Below are 19,334 nucleotides of genomic sequence, written 5' to 3' on the forward strand. Positions count from 1 at the left end.
TGCCGTGCAGCGCCCCGACCGTGACGAGCAGGCCTTCGCGGTCCAGGTGCGCAGCTCGACCAATATTCTCGATGCCGATGGGGCCGCGGTCGAGATCGTGCCCGGCATGGTGGCGCAGGTCGATATCCTGGCCGGGCGCAAGAGGGTGCTCCATTACATCAGCCAGCCGTGGTGCGGTGTGCGACCGGGCGTTGCGCGACTGAGTGAACTCCCTCGGTCCGGATTCGCCGCTTGATATTCTTCGCAAGGCCGCGCGGATGGCCCGGGGCGCAGCAAGCCCTCATGGAACTTCGCAAGCAGAGTGTCAGGCCGTTGCGACCGGATGCCGATGCGCTGTGGTTCAGAACCCTACCTTGTCGCCACCCTTGAGGCCCAGGATTTCGCGCGCTTCATCCGGGGTGGCGACGCTCTGGCCAAGGTCTTCGATGATGCGGCGCAGCTTGATCACCTGCTGCGCGTTCGACGTGGCCAGTTCACCGCGCATGATGAACAGGCTGTCCTCCAGCCCCACGCGCACATGCCCGCCCATCTGCGCCGCCGTCACCGCCAGCGGGATCTGTGCCGCGCCGGCCGCCAACACCGACCAGCGATAGCTGTTGCCGAAAAGCTTGTCGGCGGTGCGTTTCATGAACACCAGGTTGTCCACATCCGCCCCGATGCCGCCTAGGATGCCCATGACGAACTGCAGGAAGATCGGCGCGCGAAAATGCCCCTGATCGACCATGAACTTGAGGTTGTAGAGGTGCCCGACATCGTAGATTTCGTGCTCGAACTTGATCGCCTCGGGCGCGAGCGTCTCGGCGGCTTCGCGAATGTCGCGGAAGGTGTTGCGAAAGATGTTGCCCTCGGACCCGGCGACGTAATCGCGCTCCCAATCGAACTTCCATTCGTCATAGCGCGCGGCCAGCGGATGAAAGCTGAAGTTGAGCGAGCCCATGTTCATCGAGCACATCTCGGGCGAGAAGCGGCGCGCGGGGGCGATGCGCTCGGCGATGGTGGCGGTGAGCGAGCCGCCGGTCGAGATATTCACCACCGCATCGGTGGCCTGCTTGATACGCGGCAGGAAGGGGGCGAAATCCTCCGGTGCGATCGAGGGCGCGCCGGTGTCGGGGTTGCGCGCGTGCAGATGCAGGATTGCCGCGCCCGCCTCGGCCGCCGCGATGGCCTGCTCGGCGATGGCATCGGCGGTGTAGGGCAGGGCGTCCGACATGGTCGGTGTGTGGATCGCCCCGGTGACGGCACAGGTAATGATCGTCTTGTGGTTGCGGGCCATATGGGCCTCCCTTTGCTTTGCCGGTGGCGCTCAGTCTTCGGGCAGGATGGTGTCGAGCCTGCGCAGATGCGTCGCCACGCGCTCTCGCGTGGCGGTGGCCTCGGCCTCGGTCCATGTACGAAAGCCCTCGCCGGTCTTCATGCCCAGTTTGCCCTCGGCTACCAGTTGCTCAAGATAGGGCGAGGGGCCGGGGCGGTGTTCCAGATCGGCCAGCACGGTGCGGTGGATATCGAGTGTCAGGTCGGTGCCCACCAGATCGGCATTTTCCAGCGGCCCCAGTACCGCAAGGCGCCGGCCAAAGCACGACTTGATGACGGTATCCACCGACTCGGCGTCGCAGATGCCGCGCTCTACCAGGCTGATCGCCTCGCGCCACAGCGCGTGTTGCAGGCGGTTGCCGATGAAGCCGGGCACGTCGCGTTCCACCCGCACCGGGGTCTTGCCGGCGGCGGCAAGCAGGTCGCACATGGTGTCCATGGTGGCAGTTTCGGTCCATTCGGTGCGGATCACCTCGACCAGCGGGATCATGTGCGGCGGGTTCCACCAATGGGTGCCAAGCGCGCGGTGGCGGCCCTTGAGGCCCTGCATGATCTCGGTGATCGGCATGACTGAGGTGTTCGAGGCCAGGATGCAATCGGCGGGGGCGTGGGCCTCGACCTCGGCAAAGAGGGCCTGTTTCAGCGCCATCTTTTCGGGCGCGGCCTCGAATACGACCTGGGCCTGCGCGACGGCCTCGGGCAGGCTGTCGGCCAGGGCGATCCGCGACAGGGTTGCGGCGGTCTCGTCCGCGCCGACCCCCATCAGACGCAGGCTTTCGCTGACCCGTCCGGCCAGCGTGGCGCGGGCATCATCCACCGGGTCGGTGACGGTGACGCTGTGGCCGGCGCGGGCCAGCGTCAGGGCAATGCCATGCCCCATCAGCCCCGCACCAAGCACTGTGATTTGTCGGGGGGGCTGTGCGCTCATCGCTCAGCCCGCCGTATAGCCACCGTCGGCATAAAGGATATGCCCGGTGTAGAAATCCGACGCCTTGGACGCCAGAAACAACAGTGGCCCGGCCAGGTCTTCAGGCTCGCCCAGCCGGCCTTTGGGCACGCGCGACAGAAAGCCCGCACGCACGGTCTTGGCGCGCTCGGTATCCTCGAACATCCAGGCGGTGAGCGGCGAACGGAACACCGTGGGCGCGATCGCGTTCACGGTGATCCCGGTGGGGCCGAGTTCGCAGCCAAGCGCCTTGGTGATCCCGTCCACCGCCGCCTTGGAGGCGCAATAGGCCGTATACCCAGCCGGGTGCCCCAGAAGGCCCCGCGCCGAGGACATCAGCACGATCTTGCCGCCCTCGCCCTGCGCCTGCATCGCGCCTGCCGCGGCGCGCGCCATCAGCCAGCTTTGGGTGACGTTGGCGTTCATCACCGCCTCGAAGGTGGCGGGCTCCATCTCGCCGATCTTGGCGACCTTGTTCATCCCCGAGGCAACCACCAGAATGTCGAGCCGTCCGGACTCTGCCACTGCGGCGTCGGCAAGCGCATCGCAGGCGGCCTCGCTGTCGGGGCGCATGTTCTGGCGTGAGACCTGCGCGCCCATGCCTTCGCACTCGGCGGCGATTTCCTCCAGCGCGGCGGCATTTCCGGCGGCCAGCACCAGCTTGCAGCCCGCGCCCGCCAGCACCCGTGCGGCGACCGCGCCGAAGGCCCCGGAGGCGCCGGTGATCAGCGCCACCTTGCCGGTCACGTCGAACATGGAAAGCGGATTGGCAAAGGCGTTCATGTCGCAGGCTCCTTGGGATAGGGAATGACAACCAGCAGCGTGCAGGTGTGGTTCGCGCGGTTCTCGATCTTGCGCACCTCGCCAGGGGCGATTGTGCAGCTGTCATAGCGCCGCAGCACGGTTTCCTGCCCGTCGATGATGACGGTCATTTCGCCGTCGAGCACGACATAGACCTTTTCAAAAGGCGTGCTGTCCGGCCCCGCCCCGCCGCCGGGCAGGAACTGGCTCAGGCCGACCCACTGGTTGGTCGGGCCGCCTTCTTCGAATCCCTGCAGGCGCAGGCCGACGACGCCCCAGTGGTTGGGCGCCTCATAAGGCTGCGCGTCTTCAAATCGTTTCACATGCATTTGCCGGGCCTCCCCAAGCCGTTCCGTGATGCGTTGCGGCCTGCCGGAGCCGGCCGCGGCAGCGGGGCGCAGGGGCTGGCCCCGCCCGCGCCCCGCAAGCGTGGCTCAGAAGCTTTCGCCGCTTTCGATCCGGTAGCCGCCCGACTTGTCGAGCATCGCCACAAGGCGGATGACGCAGCCGTCGCCACGGTCCCAGTTCCACGGGAAGAAGGCGAAGGTGCAGCGCTTGCCCGTCACCGCATCCAGATCGCCGCCGACATTCTCGATCCCCAGGATGCCGTTCTTGAACAGGATGTTGTGTACCGGTTCCCATTCGGGGAAGTCGTCTTTCCAGTCGCGCCCGCCGGACCATTCCTTGTATTCCTTGGCAAGGTGGGGCAGCAGCGGTCCGTTGCGCTGCGGGCCGATGGCGGTGGCCAGCGGGTGATCGTTGGCCTGGGTGTCGTGGCCCACGACTTTGACGCCCTTTTTCACCATCCATTCGCCGGCCGAGGGCACGAAGCCCGGGCAATAGGCGAAATAGTCGCCATCTTCGTATTTCTTGTGCCAGCCGGTGTTGATGATCAGCACATCGCCCTTGCGGATCGCATGACCGCAGGCCTTTTCCAGATCGTCACCGGTGATCGGCTCCCAGTAGTCCTTGGGGATCGACACGACGATGCCGGTGCCGAAGAAATGCGGCAGCGGCACCTCGTCGATGAAGGGCGTGCCCTGCACCACATGGGCGGGCGCGTCGATATGGGTGGTGGCGTGCATCGTGGTGGTGATGCGTTGGCTCAGCACACCCGACTTGGCCATGTAGTGCATGCGCTCGATCTTCACATCCTCGAAATACGGCCAGTTGGGATGCTGAAAGCCGAACCGGTGGCTGAGGTTGTAGAACTCCAGCCCCATGCTGTTGTCGAGGTTCCCCTCGAACTCGATGCCGCGAATCTTGACCATGAATTCTCCTCCCTGAGTGTGTCGTGTGGCGCTGGCGTGCCGGGCGGAGATCGCCCGGGTCATCGCGGCCGACATTACCGCATAGTAATACATTTGCATCACATTGCGGTCAAATGCTAATTGCTGTAGGGAGGTCTGTATCGCAATGCGGGCTGGTGCGAGGGTGCGAGGCATGGCATCAGATTGCGGCATCAGATAGCGGCAAGTCGGGAGTAGAGTGCGTTGGTTGATATCGGACCCGGTGAGAAGGGACTTGCGAGAAGCGGAATTCAGGTGATTGCGCGGGCCGCGGCCATTCTGCGCGTACTGCGCGACAGCCACTCGGGCATGAGCCTGGGCCAGATTGCCGAACAGGTCGGGCTGCCCCGTTCCACCGTACAAAGGATCGTCGCGGCACTGCAGCAGGAGCGGCTGGTGATTGCACAGGCTTCGGGCGGCGGTTTGCGGCTTGGCCCGGAATTGACGACGCTGGCCGAAGCGGCGCGCTTCAACGTGGTGGAACGGTGCCGCCCGCTGTTGACCGAGCTGGCGCGCAAGACCGGCGAGACCGTCGATCTTTCGGTGTTGCGTGGCACGGGCATGGTGTTTCTCGACCAGATTGCCGGAACGCAGCGGCTGCGGGCCATTTCTTCTGTGGGCGAGGTGTTCCCCCTGACCGACACCGCCAATGGCCGCGCCTGCCTTGCCATGCTGCCTGAAGACGAGGCGCGCCACCGCACGCAGGAGGAATGGGCGCGCCGGGGCGTCTCCGGTGATATCGAACACTTCATGTCGATGCTTGCCCGGATGCGTGAGAGGGGCATCGCGCACGATCTGGATGAGCATCACGAGGGAATATCGGCGCTGGGGTTCGCGTTTCGTGATCTGGCCGGCGATCTGCATGCGATCTCGGTGCCGGTGCCTTCGACACGGTTTCGCGAGAAAAGACAGCAGATCGCGGCAGATCTGAGTGTGACGAAGGCACATGTCGCAGCAATGATGACATTGTGAGGGGCCGGCGGGTGGCCCCGATGAACCATGCGAGGAAAGTCAGATGCTGATCGATCCCCGTCACCTGCGATACCTCCTGGCCGTCGCAAGGGCCGGGTCTTTCAGCAAGGCAGCCGCGGCGCTGGCCATTTCGCAGCCGGCGCTTTCGACCAGTATTCAGCGCCTCGAAAGCGTGACTGGCGCGATCCTGTTCGAGCGCAGCCGCCACGGCGCCACGCTGACCCCTGCGGGTGAGTTGCTGTTGCGCCATGCCGAGCGCATGGAAAAGGTTCTGACCGGCGCCGAGGAAGAGCTGCGCCTCAACGCGCTTTCGGTGCGCGGCCCGTTGACGGTGGGCGGCACGCCGCTGGCGGTGATGGGCATCATTCCCGCCGCGGTCGCCCGGCTCAGCCACGATCTGGGCCCGGTCCGGGTGAATATCTGCGAGGGCGGCGATGAAGAGTTGCTGGAGCGGCTGCTGAAATTCGAGCTCGATGTGCTGGTCAGCACGATTGACCTGGGCGTGACGCATCCGCTTGTCTGCGATGTGCCGCTGTTCAAGGCCGGGCTTTTCGTCGTGGTGCGTCCGGGGCATCCGCTGGCCGGGCGCGAGTCGCTCACGCTGCGCGAACTCGACTCGTACCAGCTTGTCCTGCCGCACCCCAGCGGGGCCTATACCGTGCAGCTTGAATCGACCTTCGTGGCCTCCGGCTGCCGGTTGCCCGAAGCCGTTGTCTATACCTCGTCGTTTGCCATCCTCAAGGAGGTGGTGATCCAGTCGGATGCCGTGACCCTCGTGCCGCGGCAGATCGTCCGGTCCGATCTGGAACGCCGGCAGCTTGTCCGGATCCCGATAGAAGAGCCTGTCGGTCTGCGCACCTTCGGAATGCGGCTGATCAAGGATCGCAAGCTGTCCGGCACCGGCACGCGCTTTGTCGAGCATCTCAAGGGGCTTGCGCCGGATTTTGCCTGATCCCTGGCCCCGGCACGCTGCGGGGTTTCTACGGGCCAGGTGTTGACCCTGCGCGGCGTGCCTTGTGCTTGCGCCACAGCGGGCCAAACAGGGTGATGGCGAGAACGACCAGGGTGATCGACAGGATCGTGCCGCTGATCGGTCGAGTGAAGAAAACGGTCGGATCCCCACGCGACAGCACCAGTGCGCGGGTCAGGTTCTCCTCCATCATCGGCCCCAGAACGAAGCCCAGAAGCAGTGGCGCGGGCGGATATTTCCGCATCGCCATGAGATAGCCGACAAAGCCGAAGAACAGCGTCAGGTAGATGTCGAAGACGTTGTTGCGCGTACTGTAGACGCCCACGCAGACAAAGAACAGCACCGCCGGATACAGGATATGCCGGGGCACCGACAGGATGCGCACCCATATGCCCACCAGCGGGATGTTAAGGATCAGCAGCAGGAAGTTGCCCACCCAGAAACTGCCCACCAGGGTCCAGAACATCACGTCATGGTCGGTGATGAAGCGCGGCCCCGGCGTGATCCCGTGGATCATCATGGCGCCCAGCATGATCGCCATCACAGCATCACCGGGAATGCCGAGGCTGAGTGTCGGGATGAACGAGGCCTGCGTGGTCGCGTTGTTGGCGGCTTCGGGTGCTGCGATACCTTCGATCGCGCCCTGGCCGAAGCGCGACGGGTCGCGGGCGATCTTCTGCTCGACTGCATAGGCGAAGAACGACGTCACCGAGGCCCCGACCCCGGGCAGCGCCCCCAGAAGCGTGCCGGAAATCGCGCCGCGTATCGCCGGCATCAGGCTGGCGCGAAACTCGTCGCGGCTGGGAATGAGGTCGCGCAGGCGGACTTTGGGCGTGGTGTAGCCATCAAGGTTGCGGGTCATGCTGGCAAAGACTTCCGAAACGCCAAACAGCCCCATTGCCAGCGCCACCAAGCTGATCCCGTCCATCAGGTTGTACGAGCCGAAGATCAGGCGGAACTGGCCGCTATTGATGTCCACCCCCACAAGGCCCAAGGCGATGCCCACCACCACCATGGCCAGCCCCTTGATCGGTGAGCCTACTGTCAGCGCCGAGGCGGCGATCAGCCCCATGAACATCACCGCGAAATACTCGGCCGCGCCGAAATTCAGCGCGACCCTTGCCAGCACCGGCATGAAGGCCACCATCACCAGAATCGCCACCGTCGCGCCGATGAACGAGGTGATGGTGGTGATGAACAGCGCGACCCCGGCCTTGCCCTTCCTGGCCATCGGATAGCCATCGAGGCAGGTCACAGCCGCCGTGGCCGTTCCGGGCAGATTGAGCAGGATCGAGGCCGTGGAGCCACCGTATTGCGTGCCGTAGAAGATGCCTGCCAGCATCACCAGCGCGCCGGTTGGATCGAGGTGAAAGGTAATCGGCAGCGCGAGCGAGATCGCCGCGATGGCCCCGATCCCCGGCAGCACGCCGACCAGCATCCCGACGACCACCCCGACAAGGCAGAGCAGGAAGAACTCCGGCGCAAGGGCGTTCTGTACACCGCCCAGCATGAGGCCCAGCGTGTCCACCGTCAGAACCTCCAGGGCACAAGGGCAAGCCCCAGCCCCCAAATGAATATCGCAACCCCGGCCAGACTGAGCCCCGCCGCCAGCAGGATGACCGAAAGCGGCCGGAAGCCGGCGCCGCCCATCGACCCGAGTACAACCAGCGCAACCGTCGCCGGCACCAGGCCGTAGCTGCGGATCAGCGTGGCGAAGGCGAGCATCCCGAGGCTGACAAAGAACATGGTGCGCAGTGGCAGCGGCGGGCTCTGCGTCGCGCTATGCGCGCCGGCTGCCAGGTAAAGCGGCACCGAGAAGACCACCAGAAGCCCACCCAGCATGAGCGGGAAAAGCCCCGGACCGAAGCTGGCCAGCCGCCCGAGCGGCATCGAATAGCCCTCGCGGACAAGGACAAGGCCGATGCCAAGCACGGCACCGGCCCCGATCCGTTCCTGCCACAGTGGTGAAATCAATTGATTGTCCTTTGCTGTCGCTCACCCGGCAAGTTTCGGCCTGTCGGCCTGGTCAGTCTTACTCCGGCTGAATCCCGAGATTGGACGTGATGGTGGCCCAGTTCTCGAATTGGGCTTCAAGGTGCCCCAGCGAGCCTGCCACGTCCAGATCCCCGACCAGTTCGTAGCCCAGGCTAGATGCCAGTTCCTCGACTTCGGGCTTGGCGAGAATCTCGTTCACCGTGGCATTCAGCGAGGCCAGGATTTCCGGGTCCGTCCCGGCCGGCGCGACGAACATGAACCAGCCGGTCAGGTCGATCCCCGGCAGGGTTTCGGCAATCGTTGGAACATCGGGATGTGCCTTGGTGCGCTGGGCGCTGGCAACCGCCACCGGATGCAGCGAACCTTCCGCAATGAAGGGGGTGGCCACCGATGCCGACTGGATCGAAACCGGAATCTCGCCGCTGACCGTATCCTGCACCATCTGCGGGATGCTGTTGTAGCTGACCAGCGTCAGGTCGACCTCGCCGACGTGGTTGATCGAGCGGGCGATGATCCCCGACAGGTTGCGCGGGCTGTCCACACCCAGCGAGATCGACCCCGGATTGGCGCGCTCGGCTTCCAGCAGGTCTTCGATGGTTTCGATGCCGCTGTCCGGGTTCGCCGTGACCATGATGTTGCTCATGGCCACCAACACTGCCGGGTCGAAATCCGTGAGCGGGTCATAGGGCAGGTTGGCCATCAGGTAGGGGTTCGTCACCAGCGCGGCCGAAGTGGCGAAGAAGATCGTGTATCCGTCAGGATCGGCATTGGCCACGCTGAGCGATCCCACGACATTGGCGCCCCCGGGCCGGTTGTCGACGATGAAGGGGCTGCCATAGGCTTCCGTAAGTTGGTCGGCGACCAGGCGTGCCATGATGTCCGGGCTGGCCCCGGCCCCTTGGGACACGACGACAGTCACCGGGCGTTCGGGCCATTCCGCGAGCGCCACGCCAGTGGTGGCCGTGAGCAGAATGGCGGCAAGTGCAGTGGTGTTTTTCATGTTCCTCTCCCTGTTGTTTCGAATGATCCTGTCGCCCTGCCGGGGGGCTGTCCAATAGTAAGATTTGGGGTGGTTACAAATGCCGGTTATGGAAGGCGGCGGCCGGAAACCCAGCGCGTTCGCGCAAATGCCCGATGCGCCGCCGCACCCCGCGCGGCAACGATAATCGGGGTTTATACGGTACCGATAAAACGGAATTAGACGCGTGGCGCCGGCTCGTGCAGTATTCCTTCCTTGCGCCTTGTCATGGAAGGGGGAGACGCCAGTTGGCAGATAAACTTCTGATTTTTGAACCGGAAAGTGCTGAAGAGCTTGCGCATTATGCGGAGGTATTCGCCCGCGATCTGCCAGAGGCCACGATTCACACAGCGCACACGCTGGACGAGGCGCTCAAGGCGCGTGATGCTACGGCGCTGATCGCCAAGGCCCAGCTCATCCCCCGCGAGTTGGTCGCCGCGCTGCCGGGGCTGAAATGGGTTCAGTCGCTGATCAGCGGGGTGGATCACCTGCGCCCGCTGGGCCTGCCTGATGGCGTTCTGGTGACTGCCGCACGCGGATTTCACGGCCCGCAGATGGCTGAACTGGCCATGATGCTGATGCTCGCGCTCAACCGGCGCCTGCCCGAGATGCTTGAGAATCAGAAAGCCTGCCGCTGGGACCACCGCAGCCAGCCCCTGCTGGTGAACAAGACGGCTGTCATCGTGGGCCTGGGCAACATTGCCGAGATGGTCGCCGACCGCTGCCGCGCCTTCGGGATGACGGTGATCGGCGTCAGCAACGGCCGCACCGAAGTGCCTGGTTTCGCGCAGGTCTTCCCGCGCGACCGGCTGCCCGAGGCCGCCGCGCTGGCCGATTTTCTGATCGCGCTGGTGCCGTATGAACCGGCAACCCACCATCTGATCGGCGCGCAGGTGTTCGCGGCGATGAAGCCCTCGGCCTATTTCATCAACATAGCGCGCGGCGGTGTCGCAGATGAGGCGGCACTGATCACCGCGCTTGAGGGCGGGCAGATCGCCGGCGCCGGGCTGGATGTGTTCTCGTCCGAGCCGCTGCCGCCCGAGCATCCGCTTTGGCGTACCGAGCGGCTGATCATCACCCCGCATGTGGGTGGGCGCAGCGATATCTATGCTCAGCAGGTCGCCCCGCAGGTCATCGAGAACGCGCGAAACTTCATCGCCGGACGCCCCGAGCGCATGACGCACCGCGTCACACTTTGAGGGAGAACAGGATGAACCGGATCGAAACGGCAATTTCCGACGCCGAGCTGGCGCGGCGCTGGCAGGCCGTGCGCGCGGCGATGGCGGCGAAGTCGCTCGACGCACTGGTGGTGCAGAACAACAACGACTGGCTGGGTGGCTATGTCAAATGGTTCACCGACCTGCCGGCCAACAATGCCTATCCCGTCAGCGTGCTGTTTCTGGCTGATGGCCCGATGGTCATGGTCGAGATGGGCGGCTTTGGCGGGCAGCGTGCTGTCGCAGGGGATGATCCGGTGCTGCGCGGGGTGGGCGAGGTCCGCAACACACCCGCGTTTCTGTCGGCGGCCTATACCAACGGCTACGCCGGCGACCTGATCGCCGATGCGATCACGGCGCGCGGCCTGCGCCGGGTCGGGCTGGTGGGGCGCGGCGGCATGCCTGCCGGGTTTGTCGATGCGCTGGACGCCACGCTCGAGGGCAAGGCCGCGTTCAGCGATGCGACAGATCTGGTCGACACGATCAAGGCCGTCAAAAGCCCCGAGGAGATCGCGCTGCTGCACCGCGCGGCGCAGATGCAGGACCAGATATTCGAGAAGGTGCTCCAAGAGATCCGCCCCGGCATGCGCGATATCGAGGTCACGGCGCTGGCGCAGTATCACGGCCAGCTTCTGGGCAGCGAACAGGGCATATTCCTGGCCGGCTCGGCACCGCTGGGCCAGCCGGCGCGGCTGTTGGGCCGGCACATGCAGGGCCGGACCCTGAAAGAGGGCGACCATATGGTGCTGCTGATAGAGAATAACGGCCCCGGCGGGCAGTATACCGAGATCGGGCGCACCATCGTTCTGGGCAAGGCAAGTGCCGAGTTGCGGGAGGCTTTCGAGGCAATGAAGGAGGCGCAGTCGCATACGCTTGGCCTGCTCAAGCCCGGTGTCCCGGCTGCCGAGATCGCGCGCGCCCATGACGCCTATATGGTCGGCCGGGGTTTCCCGCCCGAGATCCGACTTTACGCCCATGGGCAAGGCTATGACATGGTCGAGCGCCCGCTGCTGCGCGCTGATGAAACCATGCCACTTGCCGAAGGCATGTGCCTTGCCGTCCATCCTGGGGTCGAGACCGCGCGTTACTTTGCCATGATCTGCGACAACTACATGCTTGGCGCCGATGGCGTCGGACCCTGCATGCACAAGACCCCGAAGAAAATCTTTGAACTCGGCTGAACCGGCCGCGTCGGCGCCAGCCGGATACTTGCGCGCAATGTCGGGTATCTGATGATCACGTCGGCGGTGCCGGCGGGGCATCTGAGCGGGCACAAACCGATGCCGGTTCAGTTGTCCGTGCCTCCGGATCGGATATGACATTTGTGGTGACCCCGGCAGGACTTGAACCTGCGACCTCCAGATTAGGAATCTGCTGCTCTATCCAGCTGAGCTACGGGGCCGTCGGGGCCTTTTCGCGCCATTCGTCCGGTTGCGCAAGGGTTGCCATTGCATGTTGCGGCGCCCAGGCGGCGGGCAAACTCGTTTGGACAAGGTCGCGCTTTGGCGCTAACACTCAAAACTGAATGATGCTCTCGGGATCGGTTGCCCCAGTGACCAGCGATTCACCTTCGCAGATGCGCCGCAGTCTGACCTTGCGCGATGTCGCCGAGGCTGCCGGAGTCAGCGAGATGACGATCAGCCGCGTGCTGCGCAACCGCGGTGATGTCTCTCCCGACACGCGTGCGCGGGTTCTCGAAGCCGCGCGCAAGCTGGGCTATGTGCCGAACAAGATAGCCGGTGGCCTGGCGTCGCAGCGGGTCAACCTCGTCGCGGTGATCATCCCGTCGCTGTCGAACATGGTTTTTCCCGAGGTTCTGTCGGGCATCTCCGAGGCGCTCGAGGATACCGGCCTGCAGCCGGTGGTCGGCGTCACGAACTATTCGGCCAGTCGCGAAGAGGCCGTGCTTTACGAAATGCTTTCCTGGCGTCCTTCGGGGGTGATCCTGGCAGGGCTGGAGCATACCGAGGCCTGCGCCGCCATGCTGCGCGCCGCCGGCATTCCGATCGTCGAGATCATGGATGTCGACGGAACGCCGATCGACTCGGTGGTGGGTATTTCGCACCGCCGCGCCGGGCGTGAGATGGCCGAGGCGATCATCGCGGCGGGCTATCGGCGCATCGGCTTTCTGGGCACCAAGATGCCCGATGACCACCGGGCGCGAAAGCGGCTTGAAGGGTTCCAGGCCGCCCTGGCCGAGGCCGGGCTGGAACTGGCCGATACCGAATTTTACGGTGGCGGTTCGGCCCTGCGCAAGGGGCGCGAAATGACCGAGGCCATTCTCGGCCGCAACCGTGATCTGGATTTCCTGTACTACTCCAACGACATGATCGGCGCAGGCGGGCTGCTTTACTGTCTCGAACAGGGGCTTGATGTGCCCGGTGCGCTGGGCCTGGCCGGGTTCAACAATGTCGATCTGCTGGATGGCTTGCCGGTGCGGCTGGCCACCATGGACGCCCGCCGCCGCGAAACCGGCCGCCGCGCTGCCGAGATCATCGCCGGCAAAAGTCCCTCGGGCCTTGTCGGAGGCGAGCGGATTGAATTTGCCCCGACCCTGCTGCGCGGCGATACGGTCCGCGAAGGTAGCGGCTGACCGGTCTCAGCCTCGCCGTTTCGGCGCCCCTTCACCCACGCTGTTTTTTGCCGGTCGGTGCTGTGCCCGGCCACGCAAGGTCTTTGCATCGCGCGCGCCTGGATGGGCGCGCAACTTTTCCATCGCCTTGGCAAGCCCCTTCGCCACCGCCGGCGCGCGGAAGCGGCGGCGTGCCCGTTCAAGCAGGTCGAGCAACGCATCATCGCTCAGCCCGCTGACCCGCACGGCCTCGATTTCGTCGGGCGCAGGAATCGAACGGCAAAGAAACACCATGCTGCCGGGGGCCACATGCGCCAGCGGCTGGAAATGCCTGGCCAGAAGCTCCATCTGCGCAGGCAGCCATGGCTGGGCATCGTGCAGGTAATCCTGCTGCACCAGAATCGACCGGCCTGGGATCAGCGCAGGAAAGAATTGTGCGGCGATATGATCGGCCAACGCCGTGGACTTGGCCAAGTCCACGGTAAGCACTTCGATCGGGTCGCCCTGCCAGCGCATGGCGGCGACATCGCCGCGATGCAGTTCGATGCGGCTCTCCCACGGGGCAAGCAAACGACGCACCAGCGCAAGCATGTCGCGCCCCTCGAAAGGTTTGATACCGGCGGGATAAAGGAAGCGTTGCTTGGCCGCGTCATTCAACGTGAAGCGATCATAGGCATGCACAGGCTCCCGGCGCCCGGCCAATACAAGTCCCTGCGCCAGGCTCGCGGTCGAACCGCCTGCAAAGCAGCCCAGATCGACCACCACCCCCGCCCCACGCATCCAGCGCGCGGTAAGCCATGTGTAGAGTCTGCGCTCGCGGTCGCTCAGCATCGATGGCACCGCCAGCGACTGCCCCAGCGCGGGCCGGGGCAGATAGTGCCAGGGATGGTCGGCAAAGAGGGTCTCGGGCGGGTCGTCGGGGCTGGTCATTGTCGCGTCGCGGGCCTTGTCGGAAGCTGATTAACACGGCGCCCGGCCATCTCCCAGCATTTTGGCAATTGCGCTCTTGATTTTGCCGGGGGGGTGCCGTACGTCGCGAGGGGATAGGGGTATAGCTCAGTTGGTAGAGCATCGGTCTCCAAAACCGAGGGTCGTGGGTTCGAGTCCCTCTGCCCCTGCCAGTTTTCATAGGGTCCGACCCGGAAGCAAGGGTGACAACCTCGTGCCGAACGGGTTGTTGAACGCTTGCCATATCCTCTGTTCAAAGTCGATTCTGCGTAGGTGTTCAGTCCCGGCATTTGGTGGATCGGGTTAACGATGAATCTGTCGAGCTCTGAAGTCCAGACCATGCAGACATATTCGTATGGCGTGAGGCCGTTCAGCGTCTTGAGCCTGCGTGCGAAGTTGTAGGCGGCGAGGAAGTCGGCGAGGTGCGACCGCAGCCGGCCGGTGGCGTTATTGCCGGCCGGCGCCTTTGGCGGGCAAGTGAGCAAGAGCGATAGGCGAGGGGCGTTTCAACCTCACAGGGGAGGCCAGTACTGCCGCCAAGGTCGTGCCATCTCGTACTGATGCGCGATGCGATAGACGGTCGCCTCATCGAAATGGTGGCCGACAATCTGCATTCCCATCGGCAGCCCGTCTTGCGAAAACCCGGTAGGCACCGCGATCGCCGGATGGCCCGACAGGTTGAAAGGGGTGCGCGCCTGGCGGTCGTAGGTTGCGTCGACGGCGTCATCGTCGTCGATCCTGCTGGGAAACTCGAAGCTGGAGACACAGATTGCAGCTTCCACCCCTGCCAGCCCCTCGGCCAGGGCGGCGCAGAGCCGGCGGCGCATCTGCTGTGCCTGCAGGTAGGTTCCGGCATCCACCAGCCCCCCGGCAAGGATCTTGGTGCGGGCGCGCCAGCCGTAATCGTCCCGACGGGTCTGCATCCAGCCCTTGTGAATCGCGTAGCTTTCAGTTTGCAGGATCAGCCGCCCGATATCGGTGTAATCGTCGAGCGGTGGCAATGACAGCGGCACGATCTCGGCACCAAGATCGCGCAGGGCCTCGACGCCCGCTTCCAGTGCGGCCACAATTTCGGGGTTCGCCTCGGTGTTGAAGCCTTCGATCACGCCGATCCGCATCCCGCGAATGTCGCCGCCGATCCCCGGATAGGCCGGGCGCGCGCGGGCGCTGCTGGTGGGGTCACGCGGATCAAGTCCTATGCAGCCGTCAAACAGGAGCGCATTATCGGCCACGCCGCGCGTCATCGGCCCGACATGATCGAGCGACTGCGCCAACGGGAACACCCCGCGCCGGCTGATTGCCCCATAGGTAGGCTTCATGCCCACGATCCCGCAGGCAGTGCCGGGATGGCGCACCGACCCGGCGGTATCCGTTCCCAACGCGGCTGGGGTCATCCCTGCGGCCAGCGCCGCCCCCGACCCCGAGGAAGATCCCGCCGGGTGATGATCGGTGTTCCACGGATTTCGTGCGGGCGGCCAGGGTAGGTCGAAAGACGGCCCGCCTGTGGCGAACTCGTGGAGCATCGTCTTGCCCAGGATGACGGCGCCCGCGCGGCGCAACTGGTGCACCACATGGGCATCCTCCGGTGCCGCATCATGGATGGTTATGCGTGAGTTGCCCGTGGTGGGCTGCCCGGCGACATCGATGATATCCTTGATCGAGACCGGCACACCATGGAGCGGACCCAGCGGCGCGCCCGCGGCGCGTTCGGCATCGCGCGCCCGGGCCTCGGCGCGGGCCTCTTCGGCCCCGATGCGCAGAAAGGCATTCAGCCGGTCGTTGCGCGCCTCGATACGCTCAAGGAAGGCATCGGTCACTTCGAGCGCGGTGAAGTCGCCGCGCGCGATCCCGCGCGCAAGATCGGCCAGGGGCAGTTCATGAAACGCGGTCATCTGCGCCCCTCCTTGCAGATCAGGGCGATGGCCGGTTCGGTGGCTGGCGGAACCTCGTCATCCAGTCGCGCCGAAAGCTGCTGCTGCTTGACATAGCTCTTCCAGAGCCGTGCAATTTCGGCTTCGGGCAATGTACCGAGGCCCAGCGCTCTGAGCCGGGCATCGAAGGGTGCCCTCGTGGGGTGGGGATCACTCATGCGGTATCTCCTGCGGTTTGCGGAACGGTCCTAACGGGCGGGGCGCCATCGCCGGGCTTTCGCCGCGACTGCAGAACATAGACAAGCACCAGAAGCGCCAATCCGGCAACGTTGAGCAGCAGTTGCGGGAACAACAGCACCACCGCCCCCAGCACCAACGTGACTCGCTCAAACAGCGTGGTCCGCACCAGCATGAAGTTTGACACAGCCGCCGCCGTTGCCCCGACCGCGATGAACGAAGTCACCATCGCCTGAACCGCGCCGAAGGTCAGCCCCTCGGGCATGAGGATTGGGGTGTAGACGAACAACACCGGAATAATGAACAGGAAGATCGAGAATTTCAGCGCCGTGAAGCCCGTGCGCATCGGGTTCGCCCGTGCGATCGAGGCCCCGGCAAAGGCCGCCATGCAGACCGGCGGCGAGATGTTCGAGGATTGCGAATACCAGAACACGATCATATGCGCGGCCAGCGCCGAGATCCCCATGACCTCGAGACCGGGCGCGACCAGAATGGCCATGAGGATATAGGCCGAGGTCACGGTCATCCCCATTCCGAGGATGTAGGAACTGACCAACGCCAGCACGATCCCCAGCGGCAACAGGCCGAAGGTGAACTGCATCACCGACGAGGTGAAGATGAAACCCAGTCCGGTGAGGAAGACGACGCCCAGAATGACCCCCACCGTGCCGACGACCGCCGAGATCACCAGCGAATTCACAGCGCCTTCTTCCAGCCCCTTGAGAAGATCGATGAATGACCGTTTAAAAACGGAAAAATAGCTCTCGTCAGGCGATTTCAGGATCAGTCGCGCCAGCATCGCCACGCCGATGAACAGGAAGATGCTGTAATAGACCGCACGCGAGGGCGATGTGCCCGACAGCATCAGGTATATGACGAACCCGATGGGCAGCAGGTAATACCAACCCTGCTTGAATATCTGCCAGGCGTCTTCGCGGTCTTCCTTCGGCAGGATGGGAATGTTTTCTCGCGCGGCCTCGAAATGCGCTACCGCTGCCACCGAGAAAAAATACAGGATCGCCGGTACCAGCGCGGCGATCATGATCTCGGTGTAGGGCATCTGGATCATCTCGGCCATGATGAACACGGCAGCCCCCATGATCGGCGGCATGAACATGCCCCCGGTGGAGGCGGCAGGCTCGATTGCGCCTGCGACGTGGCGCTTGTAGCCGGCCTTGATCATCAGCGGGATGGTGAAGGTGCCGGTGGCCACCGTATTGGCGGTGGCGCTGCCCGAGATCATGCCCATCATGCCGCTGCCCAGCACCGAGGCCTTGGCCGGCCCGCCGCGATAGCCCGCAGTCAGTGCGAATGGCAGCCGCACAAAGAAATCCCCCGCGCCAAAGCGGTTCATGAGCGCCCCGAACACGACAAACAGCACCACATATTGCGCGGTCACGTTCAGCACGAGGCCAAACATGCCTTCCTGGGTGAACATGTCGGTCAGCACCCGCCCCCAGGGATAACCCCGGTGCGAGATGTTCTCGGGCAGCATGTTGCCGTGGACGGCATAGAGCAGAAAGATGATCGCCACGACAGGCAGCATCGTGCCCATGACACGGCGCGTGGCTTCGATCGAGACGATTGTGGCCATCAGCGCCATGTAGAGGTCCATGTCGGTATAAAACCCGGTGCGGTGGACGAGTGAATTAAACTCCACCACGAAATAGCCGAACGACACGATGGTCATGGCGATCAGCACCAGGTCGATCACCGTAGGTCGGCGCATGTTCGACCGCCGCCCGAAAGGATAGATCATGAAGACCATGGTGATGGCCAGCAGCAGGAACAACCCGCGGAAGGTGCCTACCCCGATCCGCCCGAAATAGGCCGGCCCCGCAGCATAAAGATAGAAGCCTGCGAAAAAGATCGCGATGACCGAGAAGATAAGCCCCAAAAGCCCCCGACGATCGCGCAGAAGCACATCAGACATCGCGCCCGCATCGTCAGCAGGTTGTTTACCGGTCTTTTCGTTCTCATGCGCTTGCGGCATTCGCGCCCCTTTCGATGAAGGCCAGGCAGACGGGTCACGTGATCAACTGGCCGCAAGCACAAGGCCTGCGGCCAGTTGATCGTATCATTGCAGGAGTTATTCCTGCATCGGGTCCGGAATGTCCAAGCCCTTTTCAGCCCAGAATTCGGCTGCAGCCGGGTGCAGCGGCACATAGGCGGCGGTCAGCCATTCCATGTTGCGATGGTCGTGGTTGGGGAAGGCGCGATCGAGATGGGCGGCCGCATCCTCGGTATAGGCCAGTTCGAGGAACTCACGCACCGCCTCATCGGGCACATCCTTGTGCACGATCCATTGCACACCCTGGGCATAGGTCACGGCATCATTCTCCTGTCCCGAGTAGGTGCCCGCCGGGATCGTCAGCTTGGTGAAGAACGGATAGGCATCGAGAAAGCCGCTCTCGTCGATTTCCGGCTCCAGGTCCAGCACGCGCAGGGGATGCGTGGCGTCAACCTCGGTGGCGAAGGGTGCCGGCGCGCCGCCGGTGCGGTTGAAGCCGTCGATATCGCCATCGGTCAGCATCCGGCCCAGCTCGCCCCAGCTGTAGTAGCTGATATTGATCTGGTCGCGGATACCGATGTGCTCCAGGAACAGGTCGGCGTCCGAGGCCGACCCCGAACCGGGCGCACCCGGAACGAATTCACGGCCGATGAGATCCTGCGCCGAGTGGATTTCGCTGTCGGCGAGCACCACATAATTCCAGCCCGAAGTCTGCTGCGCCGGGCCGACCATGCGATACTCGTCATAAGCGCGCTCGAAGCCGACGCCCGTCCAGGCACCGAAGATGTGCCCTTCGAAAGCCATGCCGAACTCGGCCTGCCCGCTGCCCACCAGGCGGATATTCTCGACCGAGCCGCCCGAGGTCGAGGGCACGATACGGATGCCGCTGGCGCGGGAGTTGATGTGATCGGCCAGTGCCGAGCCCTGGACATAGAATGTCCCCGAGGTGCCGCCCAGCGGCATGCCGATCTGGTAGACCTGCGCGGCAGCCGTGCTGGCCAGTACGGCAGGAAGCGCGAGCGCTGCGCCTGCCATAAGCAAGCGGATCGATTTTGTCGTCATGTGAAGAACCTCCATCGTTTCCTCCTTGTGCGGGCTTGTTTGCCCCTGAGGCCCCCCCCGATTGGCGGGGCCGTCGCTACCGGACCTTTTACAATTTCATTGCGAAGGGGTCAC

19 protein-coding genes and 2 tRNA genes are annotated in these 19,334 nt (G+C 64.3%); 7 read left to right on the forward strand and 14 right to left on the reverse strand.

Translation table 11 applies throughout. The features are described from left to right. Positions 1–4: 4 nt before the first annotated feature. On the forward strand, positions 5–235 hold the full coding sequence (locus DQ229_RS12050; protein WP_114966518.1) for a hypothetical protein: 231 nt from the start codon (positions 5–7) through the stop codon (positions 233–235). A gap of 105 nt (positions 236–340) precedes the next feature. Here DQ229_RS12050 and kce read toward each other — a convergent pair whose 3' ends face one another. The 5 genes from kce to DQ229_RS12075 form a co-directional block, all read right to left on the reverse strand. After that, the gene (gene kce / locus DQ229_RS12055) at positions 341–1,273 is read right to left on the reverse strand and encodes a 3,5-dioxohexanoate:acetyl-CoA acetone transferase (RefSeq protein ID WP_114966519.1); all 933 of its coding nucleotides are present in this window, start codon (positions 1,271–1,273) and stop codon (positions 341–343) included. A 30-nt stretch (positions 1,274–1,303) separates the two neighbouring features. Further along, positions 1,304–2,239, reverse strand: coding sequence for a 3-hydroxyacyl-CoA dehydrogenase family protein (locus DQ229_RS12060; protein WP_114966520.1), 936 nt, complete (start codon positions 2,237–2,239; stop codon positions 1,304–1,306). A gap of 3 nt (positions 2,240–2,242) precedes the next feature. Further along, positions 2,243–3,040, reverse strand: a complete 798-nt coding sequence (locus DQ229_RS12065; protein ID WP_114966521.1) for an SDR family NAD(P)-dependent oxidoreductase — start codon at positions 3,038–3,040, stop codon at positions 2,243–2,245. Next, positions 3,037–3,387 (reverse strand): cupin domain-containing protein, encoded by a 351-nt coding sequence (locus DQ229_RS12070; protein WP_114966522.1) that lies wholly within the window; start codon positions 3,385–3,387, stop codon positions 3,037–3,039. The genes DQ229_RS12065 and DQ229_RS12070 overlap by 4 nt, the downstream gene beginning before the upstream one ends. Before the next feature lie 105 nt (positions 3,388–3,492). After that, complete coding sequence (locus tag DQ229_RS12075; protein ID WP_162300851.1) at positions 3,493–4,329, reverse strand: cyclase family protein; 837 nt, start codon at positions 4,327–4,329, stop codon at positions 3,493–3,495. A gap of 273 nt (positions 4,330–4,602) precedes the next feature. Between DQ229_RS12075 and DQ229_RS12080 the strand changes: the two genes are divergently transcribed. After that, on the forward strand, positions 4,603–5,319 hold the full coding sequence (locus tag DQ229_RS12080) for an IclR family transcriptional regulator (protein WP_202909573.1): 717 nt from the start codon (positions 4,603–4,605) through the stop codon (positions 5,317–5,319). A 43-nt stretch (positions 5,320–5,362) separates the two neighbouring features. Continuing rightward, positions 5,363–6,271 (forward strand): LysR family transcriptional regulator, encoded by a 909-nt coding sequence (locus DQ229_RS12085; protein ID WP_114966523.1) that lies wholly within the window; start codon positions 5,363–5,365, stop codon positions 6,269–6,271. Between the two features lie 28 nt (positions 6,272–6,299). Here the strand turns inward: DQ229_RS12085 and DQ229_RS12090 are convergent, their stop codons facing one another. Genes DQ229_RS12090 through DQ229_RS12100 form a run of 3 tightly spaced genes read right to left on the reverse strand, consistent with a single transcriptional unit; the run spans position 6,300 to position 9,284 of the window. After that, positions 6,300–7,817 carry a tripartite tricarboxylate transporter permease gene (locus DQ229_RS12090; protein WP_238381061.1) on the reverse strand — a complete coding sequence of 506 codons (1,518 nt, stop codon included), beginning with the start codon at positions 7,815–7,817 and terminating at the stop codon, positions 6,300–6,302. A gap of 2 nt (positions 7,818–7,819) precedes the next feature. Further along, positions 7,820–8,263, reverse strand: a complete 444-nt coding sequence (locus DQ229_RS12095) for a tripartite tricarboxylate transporter TctB family protein (RefSeq protein WP_114966524.1) — start codon at positions 8,261–8,263, stop codon at positions 7,820–7,822. Between the two features lie 58 nt (positions 8,264–8,321). After that, positions 8,322–9,284 carry a Bug family tripartite tricarboxylate transporter substrate binding protein gene (locus tag DQ229_RS12100; protein ID WP_114966525.1) on the reverse strand — a complete coding sequence of 321 codons (963 nt, stop codon included), beginning with the start codon at positions 9,282–9,284 and terminating at the stop codon, positions 8,322–8,324. Between the two features lie 266 nt (positions 9,285–9,550). Between DQ229_RS12100 and DQ229_RS12105 the strand changes: the two genes are divergently transcribed. Together DQ229_RS12105 and DQ229_RS12110 are read left to right on the forward strand one after the other, a co-directional pair. Continuing rightward, complete coding sequence (locus DQ229_RS12105) at positions 9,551–10,501, forward strand: D-2-hydroxyacid dehydrogenase (protein ID WP_162300852.1); 951 nt, start codon at positions 9,551–9,553, stop codon at positions 10,499–10,501. 11 nt (positions 10,502–10,512) lie between these two features. Further along, positions 10,513–11,700: a M24 family metallopeptidase gene (locus tag DQ229_RS12110; RefSeq protein ID WP_114966527.1), complete on the forward strand. Its 1,188-nt coding sequence runs from the start codon at positions 10,513–10,515 to the stop codon at positions 11,698–11,700. 144 nt (positions 11,701–11,844) lie between these two features. Here DQ229_RS12110 and DQ229_RS12115 read toward each other — a convergent pair. Then, positions 11,845–11,921 (reverse strand) — tRNA-Arg (locus DQ229_RS12115). Between the two features lie 174 nt (positions 11,922–12,095). Between DQ229_RS12115 and DQ229_RS12120 the strand changes: the two genes are divergently transcribed. Next, positions 12,096–13,112 (forward strand): LacI family DNA-binding transcriptional regulator, encoded by a 1,017-nt coding sequence (locus tag DQ229_RS12120; protein ID WP_114966528.1) that lies wholly within the window; start codon positions 12,096–12,098, stop codon positions 13,110–13,112. 6 nt (positions 13,113–13,118) lie between these two features. Here the strand turns inward: DQ229_RS12120 and DQ229_RS12125 are convergent, their stop codons facing one another. Further along, entirely contained in the window at positions 13,119–14,021 is a 903-nt protein-coding gene (locus DQ229_RS12125) for a hypothetical protein (protein ID WP_114966529.1), read from the reverse strand. Positions 14,022–14,136: 115 nt separating this feature from the next. On the opposite strand from DQ229_RS12125, the gene DQ229_RS12130 reads away from it, so the two are divergent. Next, positions 14,137–14,212, forward strand: a tRNA-Trp gene (locus tag DQ229_RS12130). 339 nt (positions 14,213–14,551) lie between these two features. Here the strand turns inward: DQ229_RS12130 and DQ229_RS12135 are convergent. From DQ229_RS12135 to DQ229_RS12145, 4 genes are all read right to left on the reverse strand, one after another. Further along, entirely contained in the window at positions 14,552–15,931 is a 1,380-nt protein-coding gene (locus DQ229_RS12135; RefSeq protein WP_114966530.1) for an amidase, read from the reverse strand. Continuing rightward, positions 15,928–16,128, reverse strand: a complete 201-nt coding sequence (locus DQ229_RS16350; RefSeq protein WP_155326511.1) for a hypothetical protein — start codon at positions 16,126–16,128, stop codon at positions 15,928–15,930. The genes DQ229_RS12135 and DQ229_RS16350 overlap by 4 nt, the downstream gene beginning before the upstream one ends. Next, positions 16,125–18,080, reverse strand: a complete 1,956-nt coding sequence (locus tag DQ229_RS12140) for a TRAP transporter permease (protein WP_162300853.1) — start codon at positions 18,078–18,080, stop codon at positions 16,125–16,127. The genes DQ229_RS16350 and DQ229_RS12140 overlap by 4 nt, the downstream gene beginning before the upstream one ends. Positions 18,081–18,236: 156 nt before the next feature. Continuing rightward, entirely contained in the window at positions 18,237–19,235 is a 999-nt protein-coding gene (locus DQ229_RS12145) for a TAXI family TRAP transporter solute-binding subunit (RefSeq protein ID WP_114966532.1), read from the reverse strand. Between the last annotated feature and the right edge of the window lie 99 nt (positions 19,236–19,334).

It is taken from the genome of Alkalilacustris brevis (assembly GCF_003350345.1).
Lineage (GTDB): Bacteria > Pseudomonadota > Alphaproteobacteria > Rhodobacterales > Rhodobacteraceae > Alkalilacustris > Alkalilacustris brevis.